The organism is Streptomyces sp. NPDC086554, from assembly GCF_040686095.1.
Classification (GTDB): Bacteria; Actinomycetota; Actinomycetes; order Streptomycetales; family Streptomycetaceae; genus Streptomyces.
In genome coordinates this window covers 1-21,372 of the sequence record NZ_JBFBJK010000021.1, presented here as the reverse complement: position 1 = coordinate 21,372, position 21,372 = coordinate 1, and the positions used below count along the sequence as shown (strand labels likewise).

At 68.8% G+C, this 21,372-nt stretch carries 22 protein-coding genes, 1 pseudogene and 1 riboswitch; of the genes and pseudogenes, 13 read left to right on the top strand and 10 right to left on the bottom strand.

All coding sequences use genetic code 11. The features are described 5' to 3' along the window. Positions 1-24 precede the first annotated feature (24 nt). The gene (locus AB0O76_RS30530) at positions 25-1,233 is read left to right on the top strand and encodes an MFS transporter (RefSeq protein ID WP_365497478.1); all 1,209 of its coding nucleotides are present in this window, start codon (positions 25-27) and stop codon (positions 1,231-1,233) included. A 54-nt stretch (positions 1,234-1,287) separates the two neighbouring features. Continuing rightward, positions 1,288-1,713, top strand: coding sequence for a heme-binding protein (locus AB0O76_RS30525; RefSeq protein WP_365497476.1), 426 nt, complete (start codon positions 1,288-1,290; stop codon positions 1,711-1,713). 33 nt (positions 1,714-1,746) lie between these two features. Here AB0O76_RS30525 and AB0O76_RS30520 read toward each other — a convergent pair whose 3' ends face one another. Further along, positions 1,747-2,616 (bottom strand): GNAT family N-acetyltransferase, encoded by an 870-nt coding sequence (locus AB0O76_RS30520; RefSeq protein WP_365497474.1) that lies wholly within the window; start codon positions 2,614-2,616, stop codon positions 1,747-1,749. A 5-nt stretch (positions 2,617-2,621) separates the two neighbouring features. After that, positions 2,622-3,173 carry a DUF2269 domain-containing protein gene (locus AB0O76_RS30515; RefSeq protein ID WP_365497472.1) on the bottom strand — a complete coding sequence of 184 codons (552 nt, stop codon included), beginning with the start codon at positions 3,171-3,173 and terminating at the stop codon, positions 2,622-2,624. 84 nt (positions 3,174-3,257) lie between these two features. Between AB0O76_RS30515 and AB0O76_RS30510 the strand changes: the two are divergent. Together AB0O76_RS30510 and AB0O76_RS30505 are read left to right on the top strand one after the other, a co-directional pair. After that, positions 3,258-3,500, top strand: a pseudogene (locus AB0O76_RS30510) (hydrolase); the annotation flags it as partial. Between the two features lie 393 nt (positions 3,501-3,893). Beyond that, a complete protein-coding gene (locus AB0O76_RS30505) occupies positions 3,894-5,537 on the top strand; it encodes a globin domain-containing protein (protein ID WP_365497470.1) in 1,644 nt (547 codons plus the stop codon). Positions 5,538-5,548: 11 nt separating this feature from the next. On the opposite strand, the gene AB0O76_RS30500 is transcribed toward AB0O76_RS30505, so the two are convergent. The 5 genes from AB0O76_RS30500 to AB0O76_RS30480 all read right to left on the bottom strand — a co-directional run bounded on the left by AB0O76_RS30500 (position 5,549) and on the right by AB0O76_RS30480 (position 9,314). Continuing rightward, positions 5,549-6,031: an NUDIX hydrolase gene (locus AB0O76_RS30500; RefSeq protein WP_365497468.1), complete on the bottom strand. Its 483-nt coding sequence runs from the start codon at positions 6,029-6,031 to the stop codon at positions 5,549-5,551. A gap of 59 nt (positions 6,032-6,090) precedes the next feature. Then, positions 6,091-6,996, bottom strand: coding sequence for a LysR family transcriptional regulator (locus AB0O76_RS30495; RefSeq protein WP_360777123.1), 906 nt, complete (start codon positions 6,994-6,996; stop codon positions 6,091-6,093). 225 nt (positions 6,997-7,221) lie between these two features. Then, complete coding sequence (locus AB0O76_RS30490) at positions 7,222-8,433, bottom strand: cystathionine gamma-lyase (protein ID WP_365497466.1); 1,212 nt, start codon at positions 8,431-8,433, stop codon at positions 7,222-7,224. Beyond that, positions 8,430-8,918 carry a low molecular weight protein-tyrosine-phosphatase gene (locus tag AB0O76_RS30485; protein WP_365497840.1) on the bottom strand — a complete coding sequence of 163 codons (489 nt, stop codon included), beginning with the start codon at positions 8,916-8,918 and terminating at the stop codon, positions 8,430-8,432. The genes AB0O76_RS30490 and AB0O76_RS30485 overlap by 4 nt, the downstream gene beginning before the upstream one ends. 15 nt (positions 8,919-8,933) lie before the next feature. Then, positions 8,934-9,314, bottom strand: a complete 381-nt coding sequence (locus AB0O76_RS30480; protein WP_365497464.1) for a phage holin family protein — start codon at positions 9,312-9,314, stop codon at positions 8,934-8,936. A 71-nt stretch (positions 9,315-9,385) separates the two neighbouring features. On the opposite strand from AB0O76_RS30480, the gene AB0O76_RS30475 reads away from it, so the two are divergent. The 4 genes from AB0O76_RS30475 (at position 9,386) to AB0O76_RS30460 (ending at position 11,644) form a co-directional block, all read left to right on the top strand. Continuing rightward, the gene (locus AB0O76_RS30475) at positions 9,386-9,703 is read left to right on the top strand and encodes a cupin domain-containing protein (RefSeq protein WP_266864536.1); all 318 of its coding nucleotides are present in this window, start codon (positions 9,386-9,388) and stop codon (positions 9,701-9,703) included. A 209-nt stretch (positions 9,704-9,912) separates the two neighbouring features. Then, positions 9,913-10,134: a DUF5326 family protein gene (locus tag AB0O76_RS30470; RefSeq protein ID WP_365497462.1), complete on the top strand. Its 222-nt coding sequence runs from the start codon at positions 9,913-9,915 to the stop codon at positions 10,132-10,134. A 237-nt stretch (positions 10,135-10,371) separates the two neighbouring features. Next, entirely contained in the window at positions 10,372-11,097 is a 726-nt protein-coding gene (locus AB0O76_RS30465; protein WP_365497837.1) for an IclR family transcriptional regulator C-terminal domain-containing protein, read from the top strand. 103 nt (positions 11,098-11,200) lie between these two features. Then, positions 11,201-11,644, top strand: a complete 444-nt coding sequence (locus AB0O76_RS30460; RefSeq protein WP_365497460.1) for an SsgA family sporulation/cell division regulator — start codon at positions 11,201-11,203, stop codon at positions 11,642-11,644. Positions 11,645-11,786: 142 nt separating this feature from the next. On the opposite strand, the gene AB0O76_RS30455 is transcribed toward AB0O76_RS30460, so the two are convergent. Further along, positions 11,787-13,235, bottom strand: a complete 1,449-nt coding sequence (locus AB0O76_RS30455) for a YibE/F family protein (RefSeq protein WP_365497458.1) — start codon at positions 13,233-13,235, stop codon at positions 11,787-11,789. Between the two features lie 71 nt (positions 13,236-13,306). Beyond that, positions 13,307-13,462: riboswitch (TPP riboswitch) on the top strand. On the opposite strand from AB0O76_RS30455, the gene thiC reads away from it, so the two are divergent. The 3 genes from thiC (at position 13,455) to AB0O76_RS30440 (ending at position 17,273) form a co-directional block, all read left to right on the top strand. Next, entirely contained in the window at positions 13,455-15,254 is a 1,800-nt protein-coding gene (gene thiC / locus AB0O76_RS30450) for a phosphomethylpyrimidine synthase ThiC (protein WP_365497456.1), read from the top strand. It overlaps the preceding riboswitch by 8 nt. A gap of 468 nt (positions 15,255-15,722) precedes the next feature. Then, positions 15,723-16,121, top strand: a complete 399-nt coding sequence (locus AB0O76_RS30445; RefSeq protein ID WP_365497454.1) for a hypothetical protein — start codon at positions 15,723-15,725, stop codon at positions 16,119-16,121. A gap of 225 nt (positions 16,122-16,346) precedes the next feature. Further along, a complete protein-coding gene (locus AB0O76_RS30440; RefSeq protein WP_365497452.1) occupies positions 16,347-17,273 on the top strand; it encodes an aminoglycoside phosphotransferase family protein in 927 nt (308 codons plus the stop codon). A gap of 6 nt (positions 17,274-17,279) precedes the next feature. Here AB0O76_RS30440 and AB0O76_RS30435 read toward each other — a convergent pair whose 3' ends face one another. Continuing rightward, positions 17,280-18,650 (bottom strand): sporulation protein, encoded by a 1,371-nt coding sequence (locus AB0O76_RS30435; protein WP_365497450.1) that lies wholly within the window; start codon positions 18,648-18,650, stop codon positions 17,280-17,282. Between the two features lie 207 nt (positions 18,651-18,857). Here AB0O76_RS30435 and AB0O76_RS30430 point away from each other — a divergent pair, with 207 nt between their 5' ends. Together AB0O76_RS30430 and AB0O76_RS30425 are read left to right on the top strand one after the other, a co-directional pair. Further along, positions 18,858-19,397, top strand: coding sequence for an ATP-binding protein (locus tag AB0O76_RS30430; RefSeq protein WP_365497448.1), 540 nt, complete (start codon positions 18,858-18,860; stop codon positions 19,395-19,397). Positions 19,398-19,725: 328 nt separating this feature from the next. After that, the gene (locus tag AB0O76_RS30425; RefSeq protein ID WP_365497834.1) at positions 19,726-20,022 is read left to right on the top strand and encodes a hypothetical protein; all 297 of its coding nucleotides are present in this window, start codon (positions 19,726-19,728) and stop codon (positions 20,020-20,022) included. Positions 20,023-20,429: 407 nt separating this feature from the next. Here the strand turns inward: AB0O76_RS30425 and AB0O76_RS30420 are convergent, their stop codons facing one another. Next, positions 20,430-21,206, bottom strand: a complete 777-nt coding sequence (locus AB0O76_RS30420) for a GntR family transcriptional regulator (RefSeq protein ID WP_365497446.1) — start codon at positions 21,204-21,206, stop codon at positions 20,430-20,432. Between the last annotated feature and the right edge of the window lie 166 nt (positions 21,207-21,372).

Sequence of the window (21,372 nt, the reverse complement as noted above, 5' to 3'; positions counted from 1 at the left end):
GCAATCGTCTTGGAAGGTAGAACCATGCCTCTCGCGCTACTGGCCCTCGCGATCGGGGCCTTCGGAATCGGGACCACAGAGTTCGTGATCATGGGACTGCTCCCTGAGGTCGCGGGTGACTTCGGCGTCTCCATCCCCACGGCCGGTCTCCTCGTCACCGGCTACGCACTCGGCGTCGTCCTCGGCGCTCCCCTGATGACCGTCCTCGGCACCCGAATCTCGCGCAAGCGGATGCTGATGATCCTGATGGGCCTGTTCATCGCGGGCAATCTGCTCTCCGCCGTGGCCCCGGTCTTCGGCGTGATGCTGGCGGGCCGCGTCGTCGCCTCGCTCGCCCATGGCGCCTTCTTCGGCATCGGTTCGGTCGTCGCGGCCGAACTGGTCGCACCGGAGAAGAAGGCCGGAGCGATCGCCATGATGTTCACGGGCCTCACCGTGGCCAATGTGGTCGGTGTGCCGCTCGGCACGCTCGTCGGGCAGACCCTCGGCTGGCGGATCACCTTCGCCATCGTCGCCGGGCTCGGCGTCATCGGCCTCGCGGGCATCGCCAAGCTGGTGCCGGACCTGCCCAAGCCCCAGGGCGTACGGCTGCGCCACGAGCTGGCCGCGTTCCGCAACGTACAAGTACTGCTCGCCATGGCGATGACGATCCTCGGCTTCGGCGGTGTCTTCGCGGCCGTCACCTACCTCGCGCCGATGATGACGGACGTCGCGGGCTACGCGGACTCCTCCGTGACCTGGCTGCTCGTCCTCTTCGGCCTCGGCATGGTCGCGGGCAACCTGATCGGCGGGAAGTTCGCGGACCGCGCGCTGATGCCGCTGCTCTACATCTCGCTGAGTGCGCTGGCCGTCGTGCTCGCCCTCTTCACCTTCACCGCGCACAACAAGATCGCGGCAGCCGTGACCATCGCCCTGATCGGCGCCCTGGGCTTCGCGACCGTGCCACCGCTGCAGAAGCGGGTGCTCGACCAGGCCTCCGGCGCGCCCGCACTCGCCTCGGCCGTGAACATCGGCGCCTTCAACCTCGGCAACGCCCTCTCGGCCTGGCTCGGCGGCATCGTGATCTCCGCCGGCCTCGGCTACACCGCCCCGAACTGGGTGGGCGCGGTCCTCGCGGGCTCCGCGCTCGTCCTGGCCGTCCTCTCGGCGGTCCTCGAGCGCCGCTCGTCCGCCCCGAGCCTGGTCGTTGCGGGAGCGGCCCCGCTGGAGCAGCCGACACCCGTCCACCACTGACCCCACCCCCCATACCCCCCCGCACAAGCACCACCGCACAAGGAGAAGAACCCCATGAGCACCACCGCCACCGCTGTCGCCCCGCTGACCATCCAGGACGCCGAAGCGCTCGTCTCCACGGCCCACCGCGCGGCCGAGGCCGCCGGTGTCACGGTCAGCGTCACAGTCCTCGACGCGGGCGGCCACCTGCTGGCCTTCCGGCGCGACGACCGGGCCGTGCTGATCTCCGGAGAGACCAGCACCCGCAAGGCGTACACGGCCCTTCAGCTCAACGCCCCGACCGCCGACCTCGTCGACCTGGTCAAGCCCGACGGCCCCTTCCACACCCTGCCCACCGCCCTCGACCGGCCGCTGCTCTTCATCGCGGGCGGCATCCCGGTCCACCGCGACGGCCGACTGATCGGCGCCATCGGCGTCGGCGGCGGAGCGCCCGAGCAGGACTACGGTTTCGCGACGGCGGCCGTGGAGGCCCTCGCGTAGTACGTCACCGTGCGGTGGCCGCGTACTCGCCGCTCAGCCGGCCGCCACCGTCAGCGGCGCGAAGCGACGCGACCAGTCGCCGGGCAGCTCGGGGATGCCGTACGTCATCACGGCGTTGAAGGCGACGGACTCCAGACCGCGTTCCTTCACCCAGGCGAGCAGCTCTTCATGGCGTACGTCGATGTCGGTGCGCAGCGGTCGGTCCGAGCCGGCGGCGAGGGAGCCGATGAGGGCCTTCGCCGTGTCCGTGTCGCGGGCGATCAGCGGGCCGATGACGTGGGTCTCCATGTTCGGCCAGGCGCCCGCGTAACCGGTGATCTCGCCATCCGCCTCCGCGACCCGCAGCTGGTCCACGAAGGCCGGAAGGCGGGTGATCATGTGCGTTCGGTCGAGCCCGAAGACCTCGTGGTCGAGCCGGAGGATCGCGGTCAGGTCCTCGGCGGTGGCCGGCCGGGTGGCGACATCGGGCAGCGGGCCGTCAGCGGTGAACCGGCCGCGGACCATCTCGGCGCGGCCGGTCGTCTTGAAACCGAGCTCCTCATAGAGAGGGCGGCCGTTCGGCGTCGCGTGGAGGGTGAGCGGGGTGGTGCCGGCCTCTTCGACGATCTGGCGCATGAGGCGGCGGCCGATGCCCTGTCGTGCGTGCCGCTCGGCGACGAGGACCATGCCGATCGCTCCGAGGCCCGGGCGTTCCTGTGGCCCGTACTCGGTCACCACGCAGGCGGCGATGAGGCCGCTGCCGTCGGGGTCGTCGATGCCGTGGCCCGTACCGGCCGAGAGCAGCAGCCCCCATTTGTGGTCCTCGCGTGGCCAGCCCCGGTCCTGGGAGAGGTCGGCGCAGGCGGTGACGTCGCGGAGGGTCAGCCGGCGGATGGGCAGTGCGGAGAGGGAAGGTGTCGACACTCGGGTCAGGCTGTCTGACGCACGTCCCTGGCGTCCACCGGTTTGTGGGCAGAAGCACGCTGGTTCCGGCCACGTTGCTTCCGGCCACGGCGGGTCAGACCCCAGGGCTTGAGCACCGAGACGACCGTCATGAAGAGATAGGCGCTCAGGGAGACGACGGGCCCGGCGATCAGGTCGGTCGGATCCGTCACCGGGGAGCCCGCGGCCACGGTGGCGACGGTGTCGTTGATGCCCGGACGCAGCGCGAAGGCCGATAGGGCGGTGGTGGCCAGGGTCAGCCAGAACTTCGTATAGACCCAGCGGTGCCTGGCGAGTCCCCAAGGTGTTCCGAGGGAGAGCAGCAGACCGCTCAGCAGCGTGAGCAGGGCCAGGGGGAGCACCAGCCAGTCCGCGAAGAGCTTCATGGAACGGGCGGCGGCTTCGGTGGTCGCGGCGGAATCCGTGGTGATGGCGGCGAAGGCGAGCGCGAGCAGCCCGAGCGTGAGCCCGAGCCAGCCCGCGGCGGCGGCTACGTGGACGACGAGGGTTCCCCGGCGGGCGGGGCGGCTTAGTTTCACGTGAAACACGGTGCCGGGAACGGCGGCCGAAGGCGTCTGACAGCGGGAGTAACCGTGGCTACTAGCCTCGGCGTACGTGCCACGCCTTCGGGCATTCTCAATGCCGCCGCCAAGGTGAAGATCGCGGACCGGCTCTGTGAAGAGTTCGGGGTGGGCGGGTCCGATTGCATCGCATATGGCGACTCGCGCTCGGACCTTGACTTGTTGGGGGCGGTGCCGGTTTTGGTCGCCGTCAATGCGGATCAGTGGCTGGTTGGGCTCGCTACCCACTCTTATGTCGGGCGGGATCTGCGTAAGGCGTATGAATTGGTGCGCCGCGCCCGGTAATTGGGGCAATTGGCAGGCGTGGTCTGCTGAATTCCAAGTGAAGGAAGGCGGACTTGTGCGCCGGACGGCTGCCGGTATGGTCGACTCCGGTTCGTGCCGGGTGTATCTCTGCGCACCCCTGGGGGGCACGGGCGGAGGTCGACGCAGCCTAACGGGGCGAAGAGATCGAAGACCTGAACTTTCGGTTATGCGGCCGGCGCGATGGCGATGGATGGGACGCTGCGGGGGAGATGACTGCGGCCAATGTCACATTCCCTCCCTACTTGTCCGTAGGGCCCGGAATCCGAGGTTCAATGCGGGCACACGGGGCGGCGAGACGGAGCGGGGAAAGCAAGCAGCTTCCTACAGGGAAGTGCGCGGACCGACTGAGAGATGTTCGAGGCGAGGCACAGCATGGACTCTCCGACCACCACGTCGGCGGGCAACGGCACTTCCGGCGACGACGGGGGTGGAGGCGGCTGGTTCACCCCACGCAAGGCGCCGCAGCGCCCGGAGGACGGCGAGGCGTCGCGTCCCGCGGCCGATGAGTCCGAGGCCCCCGAGGGCCGCCGTGTGGCGTCGATACGCCCCCTGAACAGGCCCGCCGCGGGGCCTGTCCCCGCGTCCCCCGCAGCGGAACCCGCCGCGCCCGTGGAGCCCGCACGCGACTCCGGGCCCCGGCCCGTGACCGAGGAGCGAATAGCGGCCGCCCCCGAGCAGCGGGAGCCCGTCCGGGACGCGGTGGGAACGGCCACGGAGGCACCCCGTCCGGAGCCTCGCCTGGAGCGTGTGCCGGAACCGCGCCAGAGGCCGGAAGCCACGCCGCAGCCCGAGCCACAACTCCAGCCGCAGGCAAGGCCCGAGCCGCAGTCGAGCCCCGAGCCGCAGGCAAGGCCTGAGCCGCAGGCGAGGAATCAGCCGCAGCCGAGGCCCGAGCCCTCCCCCCAGGGATCCCCCGACGCGATCCTCGTGCAGCGCACCATGGCCGAGATCGGCCCCGTGGCCGACAAGGTGACCTCGTACTTCTACGCGCTGCTCTTCACCCGGCACCCCGATCTGCGGCCCCTCTTCCCGGCCGCGATGGACACCCAGCGCGACCGGCTCCTGAAGGCGCTGCTGACCGCGGCCGAGCACATCGACAACACCGCTGTGCTCGTCGCGTATCTGAAGAACCTCGGCCGCGGCCACCGCAAGTACGGGACGCAGCCCGAGCACTATCCGGCGGTCGGCGAGTGCCTGATCGGCTCGCTCAGCCGGTACGCGAGCGCGGTCTGGGACGACGAGACCGAAGCCGCCTGGGTCCGGACGTACACGACGATCTCCCAGGTCATGATCGACGCGGCGGCCGCGGACGAACTGCGCGCCCCCGCCTGGTGGTTCGCCGAGGTCGTCTCGCACGACCTCAGAACGTCTGACATCGCTGTCGTCACCGTCCGGCCCGACCAGCCCTATCCCTTCCTCGCCGGGCAGTACACGAGCATGGAGACGCCCTGGTGGCCGCGGATCTGGCGGCACTACTCGTTCGCTTCGGCGCCGCGCTCCGACGGGCTGCTCTCGTTCCATGTGAAGGCCGTCCCCGCGGGCTGGGTGTCCAACGCCCTGGTGCACCACGCCCGCCCCGGTGACGTCATGCGGCTCGGCCCGCCCGCCGGTTCGATGACGGTCGACCACACCACCGACAGCGGACTGCTCTGTCTGGGCGGCGGCACCGGCATCGCCCCCATCAAGGCGCTCGTCGAGGACGTCGCCGAGCACGGCGAACGCCGGCCCGTGGAGGTCTTCTACGGCGCCCGCACCGACCACGACCTGTACGACATCGACACGATGCTGCGGCTCCAGAAGACCCATCCCTGGCTCGCGGTCCGCCCCGTCGTCGACGACCACGCGCAGTTCCCGGACGCCGTGCGCGAGTACGGACCCTGGAACGAGTACGACGCCTACCTCTCGGGTCCGCCCGGCATGATCCGCAGCGGTGTGGACGCCTTGCGTGACGTAGGCATCCCGGCCGGCCGGATCCGCCACGACTCCGTCGAGGAACTGGTGGCCGCGGGCGACTGAGCCCCAGGAGATCAGCCCAGATCAGGCGCGTGCATCGCGCGTACGCCCTCGATGTTGCCGTCCAGGTAGTGCCGCAGAGACAGCGGTACGAGATGGACCGAGGCGATCCCGACGCGGGTGAAGGGCACGTGGACGATCTCGTACTCGCCGCACGGCTTCTCCACCTCGGGGCCGTGCCGCAGGGAGGCGTCCATGGACTCCAGGCGGCAGACGAAGAAGTGCTGCACCTTCACACCGGTCGCGCCGCCGTCCTCGCCGATGTGCTCGACGGTGTCCACGAAGCAGGGCACCACGTCGCAGATCTTGGCGCCGAGCTCTTCGTGAACCTCGCGATGGAGCGCGTCGACGACGGTCGCGTCCTCCGCCTCCACGCCGCCGCCCGGAGTGACCCAGTACGGATCGACGCCGGGCTTGGTCCGCTTGATCAGGATCAGGTCGTCGCCATCGAGCAGAACGGCGCGTGCGGTGCGCTTGACCACGGGTCGGACGGTCATGGGAGAAATGTGGCCCGGACTGTTCCACGTGAAACATCGCGAACCAGACGGAGACCCCCTCAAGCCCAGTCGACGGCAGCACGCAGCAGCCACTCGTGCGCCCGCGCGATGTGCGGCATGGCCAGCGTGCCGGTGCGTACGACGAGGAAATAGGTGCGCAGCGGGGGCACCGCCGGGTCGTGCAGGGCCACGACCTCGCCACTTTCCAGGGCGGGCGCGCACAGATAGCGCGGCAGTACGGCGAGGCCCGCACCGGAGGCGGCGCAGGCGAGCACCGCCCGCAGGTCGGGCACGATGACGGCGCCCGATGCCGCCGGACGGGTGTCGAAGACGGCGGCCCAGTAGCGGGCGACCAGCGGCAGCGACTCGTGCACCTCGACCACCGGCAGGTTCTCGAGGGCGGACGCGCCCTTCCGCCGCAGCTTCCCGGGGCCGATACGGGCGGCCCAGCGTGGGCCCGCGACCAGGACATGCTCCTCGTCGCAGAGCGGTGTCGCGGTGAGCAGGGCGCCGCGGGGCCGGGCCGTGGTGATGGCCAGATCGTGGTGCCCCGCGGAGAGCCCTTCGAGGACCTCCTCCGCGTTGCCGAACGAGGCGCGCAGCGCGAAGCCCTGGCCGTCCTGCCCCGTCAGCGCGGTGAGGGCGGGCAGCGCCAGGGCGGCCGTGAACTCCGGCGGCCCCGCGAGGTGGAGCGTGCGTACCGAAGAATCCTCGTCGAGCCCGGTCTCGGCGATCTCCACCAGGGCGTCGAGATGTGGGGCGGCCTTGTGGGCGAGTTCGTCCCCGATGGTCGTGGGGGTCACGCCGCGCGCCTGGCGCAGGAACAGGGGGCGGCCCAATTGCCGTTCGAGGGTGCGTATCTGGGACGTCACGGCGGGCTGCGACAGGCCGAGCAGGGCGGCGGCGCGCGTAAAGGAGCCGGCCCGGTGCACGGTGACAAAGGTGCGCAGCAGGGCCAGATCCATGGCAGCGCCCTCCCCTCCAGGCCCCTGGGCCGCGCCCAACTATAAATATGTCGATAGGTCTCTGTCGCTACTGTGATTGGACACTGACACAGAGTCAACTAGCCTTGTTCGCGCGGTTCTTCGCGCGCAGAACCGGGACGGTCCGAGCCACGAGGGGGGAGGCTCGGGCCGTTCGTTGTGCGTAGCGGGGTACTAGCCGGGGGCCGGCAGGAGCACCGGAACCGGTCAGTTCGCCGGCTCTGCGGACGCGGCCGCCTCGTCTGTTTCGACGAGTGCCCGCAGCACGTCCGCCACCAGATCCTCGGGATCCTCTGCGCCGGCGGAGAAGCGGACGAAGCCCTCGGCGACCGCGTCCCCGCCCCAGCGGCCGCGCCGCTCGGCGGTGGACCGTACGCCGCCGAAGCTCGTCGCGTCGTCCACCAGGCGCAGCGCGTCGAGAAAACGGTCGGCACGCGCGCGTGAGGGCAGAGTGAACGAGACCACGCACCCGAAGCGCCGCATCTGCTGCGAGGCGATCTTGTGCGAGGGATCGTCGGACAGCCCCGGATAGCGAAGGCCGGTGACCTCGGCGCGGCCGCGCAGGGCCTCGGCGACGGCCAGGGCATTGGCGTTCTGCCGCTCGGCGCGCAGTTGGAGCGTGGCGAGCGAGCGGTGCGCGAGCCAGGCCTCCATCGGGCCCGGAATCGCCCCGACGATCTTGCGCCAGCGCTTCACGGACGCGGCCAAATCGGCGTCGCGGCAGGCGACGTACCCCAGAAGGATGTCGCCGTGACCCGTGAGCTGCTTGGTGCCGCTGGCCACGGAGAAGTCGGCGCCGAGGTCCAGGGGACGCTGGCCCAGCGGCGTGGCCAGGGTGTTGTCGACCGCGACCAGGGCGCCACGCGCGTGTGCCGCGTCGGCGAGGCGCCGCACGTCGCACACGTCGAGGCCCGGGTTGGAGGGGGTCTCGATCCACAGCAGCTTCGCGCCGTCCAGGACGTCGAGCTGGGCGTCACCGCCGGTCGGGGCGGTGCGCACCTCGATGCCGTACGCGGCGAGCTGCTCGTGGACCAGGGGCAGCGCTTGGTAGCCGTCGTCCGGCATGACCACCACGTCGCCGGCGCGCAGCTGCGAGAAGAGCACCGCGGAGATCGCGGCCATCCCGGAGGCGAAGACCAGGGTTTCGACGTCGTCGCCGGAACTCGGCGCCTCCAGCTCGCCGATGGCGCGCTCCAGGAGCGTCCAGGTCGGGTTCTCGTCGCGCCCGTAGGTGTACGGCCCCGTGGGGTCGCCCGGCAGGTGGAAGTGCGCCGCGAAGACCGGGCCCGGCAGCGTCGGCTCGTGTTTCACCGGCTCGGGGAGACCGGCCCGCACTGCTCTCGTGCCGTCGCCGATCCCTGAGCCCGTTCGTGAGTCCGTTCCTGCGGCTGCTCCCGCGGTTCGTGCGGAATCCGTCATGCCGCCCGCCCTTCCATCGCTTCGCGTACGGCGTCGAGGAGACCGTCGCTCGCCGCCTCCACCATTCTCAGGCACGCGTCGAAGCCGTCGTCGTCGCCGTAGTACGGGTCGGGGACGTCCAGGCCGGTGGCGGCGGGGTCGTACGAGCGCAGCAGCCGCACCTTGTCCGCGTCCGCGGAAGTCGGCGCGAGATGGCGCAGCGCACGCAGGTGGCCGGCGTCCAGGGCGATCACCAGATCGAGGCGCGGGAACCAGGAGACCTGGAAGCGCCGCGCCACATGATCGCTCTCGTAACCGGCTGCCTCCAGGACGGAGACGGTGCGCGGGTCGGCGCCGTCTCCCTCGTGCCAGCCGTCGGTGCCCGCGCTCTCCACCCGGACCAGGCCGCCGAGTCCGGCCTCGTCGACCCGCGCGCGGAAGACGGACTCGGCGATGGGCGACCGGCAGATGTTGCCGGTGCAGACGAAACACACGGAGAAGGGCAGGGGCATCGGGCGGGCTCAGTCCTTGTCGTCGGGCAGGACAACGTTCATCGCCCAGGACACGACCGAGATGATCAGGCCGCCCAGGACGGCGGTCCAGAACCCGTCGACGTGGAAACTCACGTCGAACTTGTCGGCCAGCCACGACGTGAGCAGCAGCATCAGGGCGTTGACCACGAGGGTGATCAGACCCAGGGTCAGGATGAACAGCGGGAAGGTGAGGACCTTCACGATCGGCTTGACCAGGAAGTTCACCAGGCCGAAGAGCAGGGCGACGACGATCAGCGTGCCGGCCTTCTTGCCCGTGCTGTCGCCGGTCAGAGTGATCTTGTCGAGCAGCCATACGGCGACGGCCAGGGCCGCCGCGTTGGCGATCGTCTTGACTACGAAATTCTTCATGTGTCTGATCGTGGCAGACGTAGGGCCGGAGCGGTCGGCCCGCGATCAGTGGCGAGGGGCGTACACGGACGATGAAGGCATTCCGACTGGACGAGCTGGAGGCGGAGCGCGCCGCGAACGACGGTGCGTATCTGCAGTTTCTGCGTGAGCGGAACATGTCGGTCGGGCTGTACGCGCTCGATGCCGGGGAGTCCGACCCCCAACTGCCCCACCAGCAGGACGAGGTGTACATGATCGTCAGCGGTCGGGCATCGATCACCGTCGGCATGGAGACCACCCAGGTCGCGCGGGGCAGTGTCGTGTACGTGCCCGCGGGCGTGGCCCACAAGTTCCACCACATCAGCGAGGACCTGCGCGTCCTGGTCGTCTTCTCGCCGCCGGAGGGCTGATTCCCGTCGCCGGAAGGCTGATCCGCTCCGTCGCAGGGCTGACTTCTCGGGGCCGGGACCTCGGGGTTCCCTAAGGGACGGATCAGGGGAGGACAAGGGATCCGAGGCCCCCGTCGAGGCCTTCGCCGCCCTAGCATCGAATGCAGGAAGTCAAGGATGCAGAGACGCAGAGATGCGGAGATGCAAAGACGAGCAGAGAGGTAAGGACGATGGCAGCACAGGAGTTCTTCTCGGGATTGCCGTGGTGGGTGAAGTGGATCGCGGTGCCGGTCATCGCCCTGGTCGTGTTCGGCAGCGTGATAGCGACCGTTGTCGGATTCGTCGTCGGCCTGTTGTTCAAGGCACTGATTTTCGTCGCGCTGGTCGGTGGACTCATCTACGTCGTACGGAAGTTCATATCGGGCTCGGCCTCGTCACGCAGCGATTGGTGACTTCCGGCAACAGTTCCCTCGGGCGGGGGAAGTTTCCCCGCAAGGGGTCTCGGGTCGGTGTCCAGCGATTAGAGTCCGAAATCCGGCGCGGGGTCCGCTCCGCGCGCGGGCGCAATGCGCTTCCTCCCGTGTGACCCCGGGCACGGGCAGACACCCCACGCGCTTCGGGAGTGAACCTTGGCCACCGTCGACGCCGCCGCACCCTCAACTGCCGCCCCGCCGACCCTCATCGGCTCCGTGCAGCGGGCGACGCGTCTGCTGGAGGCAGCCGCCGCGCATGAGGGCGGGGCGCCCGCCAAGCAGTTGGCCCGTGAGTCGGGGCTCGCGCTTCCCACGGCCTATCACCTGCTGCGCACCCTGACGCACGAAGGCTATCTGCGCCGGGAGAAGGGCCTGTTCGTGCTCGGCGAGGCCGCCGAGCGGCTGAGCGCGAGTGGGGCGCGGCAGAATCGTCGCGGCATGATCAGCGAGGCCTTGGCGCACTGGCGCGACGCCATCGGCGTACCGGTCTATTTCGCCGTCTACCGCGAGGGCGAGATCGAGATCGTGGCCGTCGCGGACACGCCCGGGAATCCGGCCGTCGAAGAGTGGGCGGACTTCCGCGAGACCGGTCATGCCCATGCGATCGGACAGTGCCTGCTCGGCCAACTCGACGACGAGCAGCGCAAGGACCATCTCGACCGTCACCCGGTGCAGTCGATCACGCGGTACTCGGTCCGTGACAACCGGAGCTTCCTGCGCCGCCTGGACGCGATGGGTCGGATGAAACCCGTGGTGGAGCGGCAGGAGTACGCGCTGGGAACGGTCTGCGCCGCCATTCCGATCACGGCGGGCAACACGGCTGCCACGATGGCGATTTCCGTTCCCGCCTATCAAGCCGACCGACTACTGCCCGCAGCCGACAGGTTGCAGAATGAGATCGGAAAGCTACTAGGGACACTCGCCTTCTCTATCAGCATCTGAAAACTCACTCCTTGTGATCTGATGTGTACGTTAAGCAAGATGCCATGGGTGTCAGGGAGTTGGTTCCTGGCCAGTCGAGGTTTAGCGACGGGGTAGGCGGGCGATGCGCGAGCGAGAGTCGGTACAGGCAGAGGTCATGATGAGCTTCCTTGTTTCCGAGGAGCTGTCGTTTCGCATTCCGGTGGAGCTGCGCTACGAGACCGGAGATCCCTATGCCGTCCGGCTGACCTTCCATCTCCCCGGCGACGCTCCTGTGACCTGGGCGTTCGGGCGGGAGTTGTTGATCGACGGGGTGGGCAGGGCGTGCGGCGACGGGGATGTGCGCATCGCGCCCACCGATCCCGAGCTGCTCGATGAGGTCCTCATCAGGCTTCAGGTCGGCGGTGACCAGGCGTTGTTCCGGGTGGGGATCCCGCCGCTGCTCGCGTTCCTCGACCGTACGGACAAGTTGGTGCCGCTCGGGCAGGAGCGGGCGCTCGCCGACTTCGAGACGCACCTGGACGAGGCGTTGGACCGGATCCTCGCGGAGGAGCAGAGCGCGGGCTGACCTCTGGGGGCAACGGGCACAGCCGGATGGCAGATTGGTGCATTTCGCGGCATTGCCCTGGGGGCTCGGCGCCGACCAGCTCCCGGTTCCTGTATCCCGGCTCACCGCTCACCGCTCGCCGCTCGCCGCTCACTGCCACCGCTCACCGCTTGCGGCGTCGGCCCCCGCCTCCGCCGCGGCGCTGCTTGGCGGCAGCGGGAGCCGAGGGAGCCGGGGTGGCCGACGCAGGGGCGGTGCCTCCGGTGCGGTCGGCCGAGACGACCAGGGCGGCCAGTGCCGTCGTCACCGGGACCGAGGCGACCAGGCCGATCGAGCCGATCAGGGTGCGCACGATCTCCTCGGCCACCAGCTCGCTGTTGGCCACCGTGCCCACGCTGCTCTGCGCGATCGAGAAGAGCAGGAGCAGCGGCAGCGCGGCGCCGGCGTACGCCAGGACCAGGGTGTTGACCACCGAGGCGATGTGGTCGCGGCCGATGCGGATGCCCGCACGGTAGAGGCCGCGCCAGCCCATCGTCGGGTTGGCCTGGTGCAGTTCCCAGACCGCCGAGGTCTGCGTGACGGTCACGTCGTCGAGGACACCGAGCGAGCCGATGATGACGCCCGCGAGCAGCAGACCGCTCATGTCGATATCCGGATAAAGGCCGTGGATCAGGCCGGTGTTGTCGTCCGTGTTGCCGCTCAGCGATGCCCAGCCGATGAAGAACGAGCCGAGCAGCCCGATGAGGAGGAGCGAGATCAGCGTGCCGAGCACCGCGACCGACGTACGGGCCGTGAGTCCGTGGCACAGGTAGAGCGCGATCAGCATGATCGCGCTGGCCCCGACCACCGCCACCACCAGCGGATTCGAACCCTGCAGGATCGCGGGCAGGATGAAGAAGGTCAGGATGAGGAAGCTCAACGCCAGCGCCACCAGAGCCATGACGCCGCGCATCCGCCCCACCAGGACGACGACGAGGGCGAAGATCCCGGCGAGCAGCGCCATGGGGACCTTGCGGTCCACATCGGTGACCGAGTACTGCAGCGCCTCCGGGGCCTTGGGCTCATAGGCGACCACCACCTGCTGGCCCTCGCTCAGCTGCCGAGGCGAGTCCGGCTGGACGATCTCGGTGAACGTGCGCCCCTTGTCCTTGCCGCTGGTCACCTCGACCGTCGCCTTCTTGCACATGCCCTCCGCGCGCGACTGCGCGGTCTGGCCCTCGGCGGTGGAGGTGTCCCCGGTGGGCGGCGGCTGCGAGGCGTTCACGTCCTTGCAGGGCAGCTCCTGCACCTTCGTCACCGTCGCCGACTCGGTCTGCCGGTCGAAGCCGACCCCGGTGCGCTCATGGCCCGGCGCACCGCCGGGCCAGAGCACGACGAGACCCACGACGACCGCGGTGGCGAAAGGAATCAGCACCGCGGCGATGACCTTGCGCAGATGCTTGGAGACGGGCGCCGCCGGGCCGTGGCTGTGCGAGTGCCCATGCCCGCCCCCGCCCCCGTGCCCGTCACCGCCTCCATGCCCGCCCCCGGGCGGGTTCGAGAAGGGCGGCTGAGACGGCGGCTCGGAGGGCGGCTCGGACGGCGGGCGGGGCGGCGGCTCTGTGGTGGTCACTGCCCGATCATCGCAAGAACGGAGGGGGCCCTCTGTTCAGCGCGCCCGATATGACGCTAGCGTGGGGGCACCTTTGCAAACGCGGGAGCTCGGAGCACCGGGCTGAGAGGGCGCTGACCTCCGTACGAAACGGCACGAACCGTGCCGGAGCAGTACGGAATCCGCTGCGTCGACCGCCGAACCTGTTACCGGGTAATGCCGGCGTAGGGAGTAGGTCTCATGACCACATCGGACGCACGCACGCCTGCCTCGACGCAGAACCAGAGCGACGAGGCAGGGAAGTCCATCGGCTGGCACAAGGCGTACGTCGAGGGCTCACGCCCCGATCTGCGCGTGCCGGTCCGCCAGGTGCACCTCACCAATGGCAAGGCCGTGACCCTGTACGACACTTCGGGGCCGTACACCGACGAGTCCATCGACACCGACGTCCGCAGGGGTCTCGCACCCCTCCGCGAGAACTGGATCATCGCCCGCGGCGACACCGAGGAGTACGTGGGCCGCCCGCCCCGTCCCGAGGACGACGGCATCAAGCACACCTCGCCCCGCGGCGGGCTGAAGAACCTCGACGCGGTCTTCCCCGGCCGCCCCCGCCAGCCGCGCCGCGGCCGTCAGGGCCAGGCGGTCACGCAGCTCGCGTACGCGCGTCGCGGCGAGATCACGCCCGAGATGGAGTTCATCGGGATCCGCGAGAACCTCGACCCCGAGGTCGTGCGCGCGGAGGTCGCCGCGGGCCGCGCGGTGATCCCGGCCAACGTCAACCACCCGGAGATCGAGCCGATGATCATCGGCAAGAAGTTCCTGGTGAAGGTGAACGCCAACATCGGCAACTCCGCGGTCACGTCCTCCATCGAGGAGGAGGTGGACAAGATGACCTGGGCCACCAAGTGGGGCGCCGACACGGTCATGGACCTGTCCACCGGCCGCAACATCCACACCACCCGCGAGTGGGTCCTGCGCAACTCCCCCGTCCCCATCGGCACCGTGCCGCTCTACCAGGCCCTGGAGAAGGTCGACGGCCAGGCCGAGGCGCTGACCTGGGAGATCTACAAGGACACGGTCATCGAGCAGGCCGAGCAGGGCGTGGACTACATGACGGTGCACGCGGGTGTGCGCCTTCCGTATGTCCCGCTCACCGCGCGCCGTAAGACCGGCATCGTCTCGCGCGGCGGCTCGATCATGGCCGCCTGGTGCCTGGCGCACCACAAGGAGAGCTTCCTCTACGAGAACTTCGAGGAGCTCTGCGAGATCCTCGCGGCGTACGACGTGACGTACTCGCTCGGCGACGGCCTGCGGCCCGGTTCGATCGCGGACGCCAACGACGAGGCGCAGTTCGCCGAGTTGAAGACCCTCGGGGAACTCAACACGATCGCCAAGCGTCACAACGTACAGACAATGATCGAGGGCCCCGGTCACGTCCCGATGCACAAGATCAAGGAGAACATCGACCTCCAGCAGGAGATCTGCGAGGAGGCGCCGTTCTACACGCTCGGCCCGCTGACCACGGACATCGCACCCGCCTACGACCACATCACTTCCGGCATCGGCGCCGCGATGATCGGCTGGTGGGGCACGGCGATGCTCTGCTACGTCACGCCCAAGGAACACCTGGGCCTGCCGAACAGGGACGACGTGAAGACGGGCGTGATCACGTACAAGATCGCGGCGCACGCGGCGGACCTCGCCAAGGGGCACCCGGGCGCGCAGGACTGGGACGACGCGCTCTCGGACGCGCGCTTCGAGTTCCGCTGGGAGGACCAGTTCAACCTGGCCCTCGACCCGGTCACCGCACGGGAGTTCCACGACGAGACGCTGCCCGCCGAGCCCGCGAAGACGGCGCACTTCTGCTCGATGTGCGGGCCGAAGTTCTGCAGCATGAAGATTAGCCAAAGCATCACAGAGCAGTTCGGCGGGACTGCGGCTGCGGAGGCGACTGCTGAGGAGGTCGCTGAGGGGATGCTCCAGAAGTCGAAGGAGTTCGCGGCGAGCGGGAATCGTGTCTACCTGCCTATGGCGGACTGAGTAGACAGCACTGGACGGGCTCGCGGTTCATAGGGAGTCGCGAGCCTGACGTGTAGCTGGGCGACTCGACTCACGGCGTTAGCCGATGTTGCTTGTCGGTGCGTGCCCCGCACCGTCGTTCGGTGCGGGGCACGTCTGTGTTCTCCGGGATCAACGGGAGCGGCTGTCGCGCTTCTTGTGATTCCAGCGAGACCGCCACCAAGCCAGCCGGTCGGCTGTCACCTGAGCGGCGGCTCTCAGTTCGCGAGGCTTCTCCTGGCTTCGTAGCGTGGTGATGTCCGCTACGGAGGAGGCACCATGCCAGTGAGTGAGCCGCCTGAGGGCGGGCCCCCACCGAGCGGTCCTCGGCAGGGGACACCGGGTGATGACCGTCCCGCTTCTGGGCAGTGGGCGTCTCCCGCTGGGCCGCCGCAGAAGAAGCAGCGGGGTCGTGCCTGTCTCTGGGGGTGCGCTGGCGCCCTGGCCGTGGTGATCGTCATTGTCGTGGTTGTGCTGGTGATCGCGGTGGGGGGTGACGACGATGGCACGACGCCTGCGCCTACTGACACCGTCACCGAGAAGACGCCGCAGGAACCCCAGGGCGAACGAGCGGACCTAATCAGCTTCCAGCTAGACGACCGCTCAGAAGCCGGGCTCACCAATATCTGGCTCGTTTGGACGATCAAGAACAGCAGCAGTGAGAAGTCCAACTACTCATGGGATTGGGAGGCGGTCGATGCCAGCGGCACCCGACTGGCGAACGGCTCTCAACTTGATACCAACGTGCAGCCCGGCCAGACCACCCGGGGTGAGTACCCCACCACGCTCAAGAGCGTAAAGGGCGTCAAACTCAACATCACCAGCTTCAACCGCACTACCAGCAACTGAGCAGGTTGACTTGATGACGCGATAGCTGCCGATGCCAAGGCAGCGTGCGCCCTCGCTGACCAGCCTCCGAGAGCACAGCAGCACCGCAAGACTGCGCCGAGCTAACCGCCCCTCGTTTCGTTGCCCTTCCCCCGATACCGTCGAGGGCGTGTCCGGCGGCGCTGGGTTGGTCACCCGTAGGCGTGCGTCGGTTGATCGCGCGCGACTAGGGGAGCTGGTTCGGGCATGGCGGTTGACGCTGCTTGGGGTTCGGCAGAGGGGTTTACGTCGGCGGGAGCGACGCGGGTCATGGGCGCCGCGTGCCGGGCTGCGGGGCTTGACGACAGGGGCGCGGAGCTGATCCGCCTCGGGGAGAACGCGCTGTTTCGGCTGGCCTCCGCGCCGGTGATCGTGCGCGTGGCCCGGGGGGAGGAATGGCTACCGAAGGCGCGGACCGAAGTGGCTGTCTCGCGGTGGCTGGGAGGCGAAGGGTTCCCGGCGGCGCGGGTAATTGAGGACCTAGAGCAGCCGGTCTTGATCGACGGTCACCCCGTGACGTTCTGGCATCTGATCGTTGAGGGGGACCGGAAAGCCACGTATGGGGAGCTGGGTGGCATCCTGCGGGATCTTCACTCCCTGTCGGTCCCAGGTGGTCTTCAACTGCCGTCGTTCGAGCCCTTCGACAAGCAGGAGCTGCGGCTCAACCGGGCCGTTGTCCCGGAGGATGACAAGACGTTCCTTCGGAAGCGGTGGCGGGAACTGCGCGACAAGTACGCGGAGCTGCGGTTCGAGACGCCAAAGGGGCCCGTTCACGGCGATGCCCACGTGCAGAACCTCATGGTGAATGATCAAGGGCAGGTGATCCTGATCGACTTCGAGGCCTTCTGTTTCGATCACCCTGAGTGGGACCTGATGGTGACCTCCGTAGAGCACCACAGCCTTGGGTGGCAGACCAACGAGCAGTACGCCGACTTCGTGGCCGCGTACGGGCGGGACCTGTACGACTGGGAGGGGTACGAGACGCTGCGGGGCCTGCAAGAGTTCGGCATGACGACGTGGCTGATGCAGAACGTGCGGGAGGACGAAGCGACCGCGGCTGAGTACCGGCGGCGCATCGCAGGGCTGCGGAACGACGATGGGCCTAGGGACTGGCGTCCTGATGGCGCCTGGTAGGTGCCGTTACTCGTCCTCCAGGCAGGCGAGAGCGTCGTGCACTTGGTCGTTGAAGGCGGCCACGGCCGGATTGGCTGCATGGGCGCTGACCTCCGCCTGGAAGTCGGTGACGTAGCGCTGGAAACGAGCAGACTGGAGGGAGTCGCCCCCCTCGACCGCCAGGCTTGCGGTGGTGACAGCTGCCTCCAGCTCACCGTTGAGTAGCTGGCTTTGGGCGAGCACCATGCGGCAGAACCCCAGGGTACGGGCGTACTTCGGGTCGGTGTCGTTCACTGCGCGTTGTGCGTGCTCGACGGATTCCCGGCGCATCTTGAGGTCACGGAAACAGTGGCAAAGCTCGCCCATCAGTTCCGCGGAGTCGAAGTAGCTGATCCACTCGGGGTCTTCGGCTGTGTCGGCACGCTCGAAGTGACGTTCTGCCTCGTTCATGGCGCGGCCTGCGCCGATTGAGTCGCCAGCGTTGGAGAACGCGCGGGCTTCCATGGCCGAGTACATCGCCATGGCGCGCGGTGTGGCCTTCCCCTTGGCGCCCTCGACGGCGGCGCGGGCAAGCTGGATGGACTGGGCGTGGTTGCCCAGGTAGTTGGCCTGGTGGCTGAGGTTGCCCAGAATGCGGGCGCCGAACATGCGGTCGTCGATGACCTGGGACAGACGCAGGGTGGATGTCAGGTAGCGGTGCGCGAGGCGGTGGTTCCCGGAGTCGTACGCGGTCCATGCCAGGAGCTGCGAGATCTCGGATGCGGCGCCGAACAGGGCCGTGCCTACTCGCTCGCTGTAGCTGGTGCTGAGCAGCGGTAAGACCTCGTGGCGGAAGTAGTGGCGCAGGGCCTTGTGGCCGTGGCCGCCGCCGAACTTAAAGTCGAGCTGCATGAACATGTCGGCGGCTGTGCGGATCGCCTTGACGTCACGCATGCCGACGCGTTGGGAGGCGGGCCTGTCAGCCTGGATGCCGTCGGGGCGGGCAACCATCCATGACAGGACGGCGGAGCTGAGATCGGCGTCCGCGATGATCAGTTGTCCGCTCGACGGTGTCTCAGGTCGCTCTTCGGCCAAGCCGTCCAGCATCGACAGCACATCGGGCACGGTGCCGGGATAGCCGATCTGCTGCGGTGCCGACGGCTCCGGCGGGCCGAAGAATCCGAGATCGCCGGGGGTGATGCGGCGGCCCAGTTTGGCGGTGAGGACATCCGCCGCGATGGCCGCCGTCTGTGGCTGGATGCCAGCGCCGTCGCGCCACCGTTGCACGGAGACGTGCGTCGTGCCGAGATTCCTACCGCGTTGTTCGGCGGCGTCCCGCATGCGTTTCGCGAGGCCTTTGTTCGAGACCTTCGCTTCGTCCATGACTGCGATCAACTGCGCGTTCGGCTCTCGGCTCATGCTCCCCTGCCAACCCGAGAATGACGGCGAATATTCATCGTGGCACAGCCCACGGACATCAGGGGGTTCATTGGTGAACCCCCTTTGCATTTGCCGGTGTTCACGTGAACCCCCTGGTGAACGCTCCCGGTGTGCTCGCCCGCATCGTTCACTGTCTGGCACGGAACGACGGGCTACAGGGCCTGTCGGCAGTCGGGAGGGGACGCGATGGATGCTCGGCAGAGCAAAGCCAGAGCGAACACCCCGGTGGCGGCCACGCCGCACGATGCGGTGCACGATTCGTCGATCGGCCACTTTCGGGCGCTGACGCTCTTCGCTGAGTCCACGGGAACGGTGCGCGCCGCACGCGACATGGTGCGGTCCTGCCTCCAGGACTGGGGACTTGGCCACATGGTCGATGACGTCCGGCTCGTCGTCTCGGAGCTGGTCGGCAACGTCGTGCACCACGCGGTGCCGGACGACTGCCTGTCGCAACCCGGTGGCGCTCGACGCGTCGATGTACTCGTGAAGGTGTGGCCGGACTGGCTGTTCATCGGTGTTGTGGATGAGGACTCGTCCCCGCCTGATCTTCCGGCAGGTGAGTTCGTCTCGCCGGAATTGGTGGGCGAGTTCGCGGAAGCTCTGCTGCCGGACCGTGGGCGCGGGCTGCTGATCGTTCAGCAGCTGGCCGACGCGGTGTGGTGGTCGTCCAACGAACTGGGCGGCAAGACCGTGTGGTGCCGCTTCGACCTCGACGCGGCGACGTAGAGGCGTCCGGTTCTTCGTCCTACGTGGGCTCCCACGCGATCGGGAGGTGGACGACGTACCGGCGGCGCGGCCGAGTCGACCACTTCGGCCGCAAGGGGCGCGGTCCCTCGTCTCACTCCGGGGGCTCCCCTCCCGTAAGAGGGACCGCGCTTCACAACCGAATACCGAGACCGGACCACCCCCGCGCCGGGAAGCAACCGGGGTGGCCCGGCAGGGGACGCAGCGGTCCCCGGTGCCTGATGGTACCGGGGACCGCTGTGCTGCATTTCGGCCCAAGTACAAGGAAGTTGATGATCCGTTACCTAGATCAGGGGCTGAGGTGGACAGGGTGACTGGCGCGGGTGAGGACTGGGTGAGCGACGGTCTTGGTGTCGCGGGCGCGGACTTCGGTCTGTGGGTGTCCGGCGTCGACTACGTAGCGGGCTGGCGTGATGCGCGGGAGGCTGCGGACCGGCTGAACCGAGTGCTCCTCGGAGCAGGGTTCGAGCTGTCGCAGGTGCGGGCGGTCGCGTCGACGGATGAGGTCGGGCGCGGGCTCGTGAGGGTGGCGGGGTGGCCGGACGCGGTGGGGCGGCTCGCCGGGCTCCTGGACGTGGTCGCGGACGGCGACGGTGGTGCGGCGTGAGGCGGGTTTTCGCTGGTGAGCGCCGCGCGTGGGCACGTCGCCGGCCGCAGAGACTTTGGGCGGTAGCTGCCATGGGGCGAGTGAACAGGGGGCCTTACGCTCGCCCGGCGAATCGGGCAGGTACTGGACCTGCCCGCTGGTGTGCCCGATTGGCCCCCTGTTCTTCGAGGCTCGCCCCATGGGAGCTGCCTAAAGTCTCGGAGGCCGTCGACCACCAGCCACGCGGGCCCCTGCCCGAGCCGTCCGGGCGACGTCTCGACTCCTTGGGCGCGCTGCGGTTCAGGGCGCCGGGTGACCGGCCGGGACCGGCGGCCACGCCGCACGCCCGGCCGGGGCGCCCGAGCTGCCCGGCGCGCCGCAGGCGCGCCCTTGAGGAAGTGAAGAAAGATTCGACCGATCTACGGCTCTCAGGCACGGCCGCGCCGCGCGGGCTCCTTGTCGGCGGTGATCCGGTAGGCGAGTTCGGCACGGTCCGCGCCGGTGCGGAGTTCTTCGAGGAGCAAGGGGCGGTCGTTGGTGCCGTGCGTGACGCGGGCGACGTGCAGGATCGGTGTCGCGTCCGGCAGTCGGAGTGTGGACCGCTCGTCGGGGAGCGGCATGCGGGCGCGGACCGTCTCGGACCACCACAGCTTGTGCCCGACCTGCGTCATGATCTCGTACGCGGCCGTAAGGGTCGGTCCTGGCGCCTCGCCGAAGACCGGGACGTCTGCGGCGATCGCGAACGGGGTCAGCATGCGGTGCATGGCACGCGTTCCGCTGGCCGGGTCGACGAGCAGCCGGTCACAGACGAACAGGTCCTCTTCGGTGTCGAGTCCGAGCAACTGGCCAGTGGCCCTCGTGGTGCGCGAGCGGTATGCGGTCACCTCGGCCTCGTCCCACTCGGAGCCGTCCGGCGTCGTGAACCGGCCCTTGGCGGTACGGCTGACACGGCGCTCGATGGTGACGGCGGGCTGGCCGTCGGAGCGTACGAAACTCCCTTTGCCGTGGCGGACCTCGATCAGGCCCTCCGCCCGCAGAGTAGCGACCGCGTTTCGGACGGTCGGGCGGGAGACCTGGTAGCGCTGGATGAGCTGGGCCTCGGAGGGGAGCGGGGCGCCGGGCTCGAACTCGCCCGAAAGGATCGCTTCCCGGATCGCGGCGGCAACCTGCTGGTAGAGCGCTCCGGGGCGTTGGATCTCCGTCATCTCAGCACCTTCGGGTTGAAGTCGTAGGCACGTCGTACGCGCGACGTCACTCGTCAGCATAAGTAGTTGACCCCTAGTGCTGCGTTCCTGTTTGGGCGGGTATATGTGCTGGTAGCGGGGCAGATTCGGATGCTCGGGGCGGGTGCTGAGCGATGGTCTTGTGGGC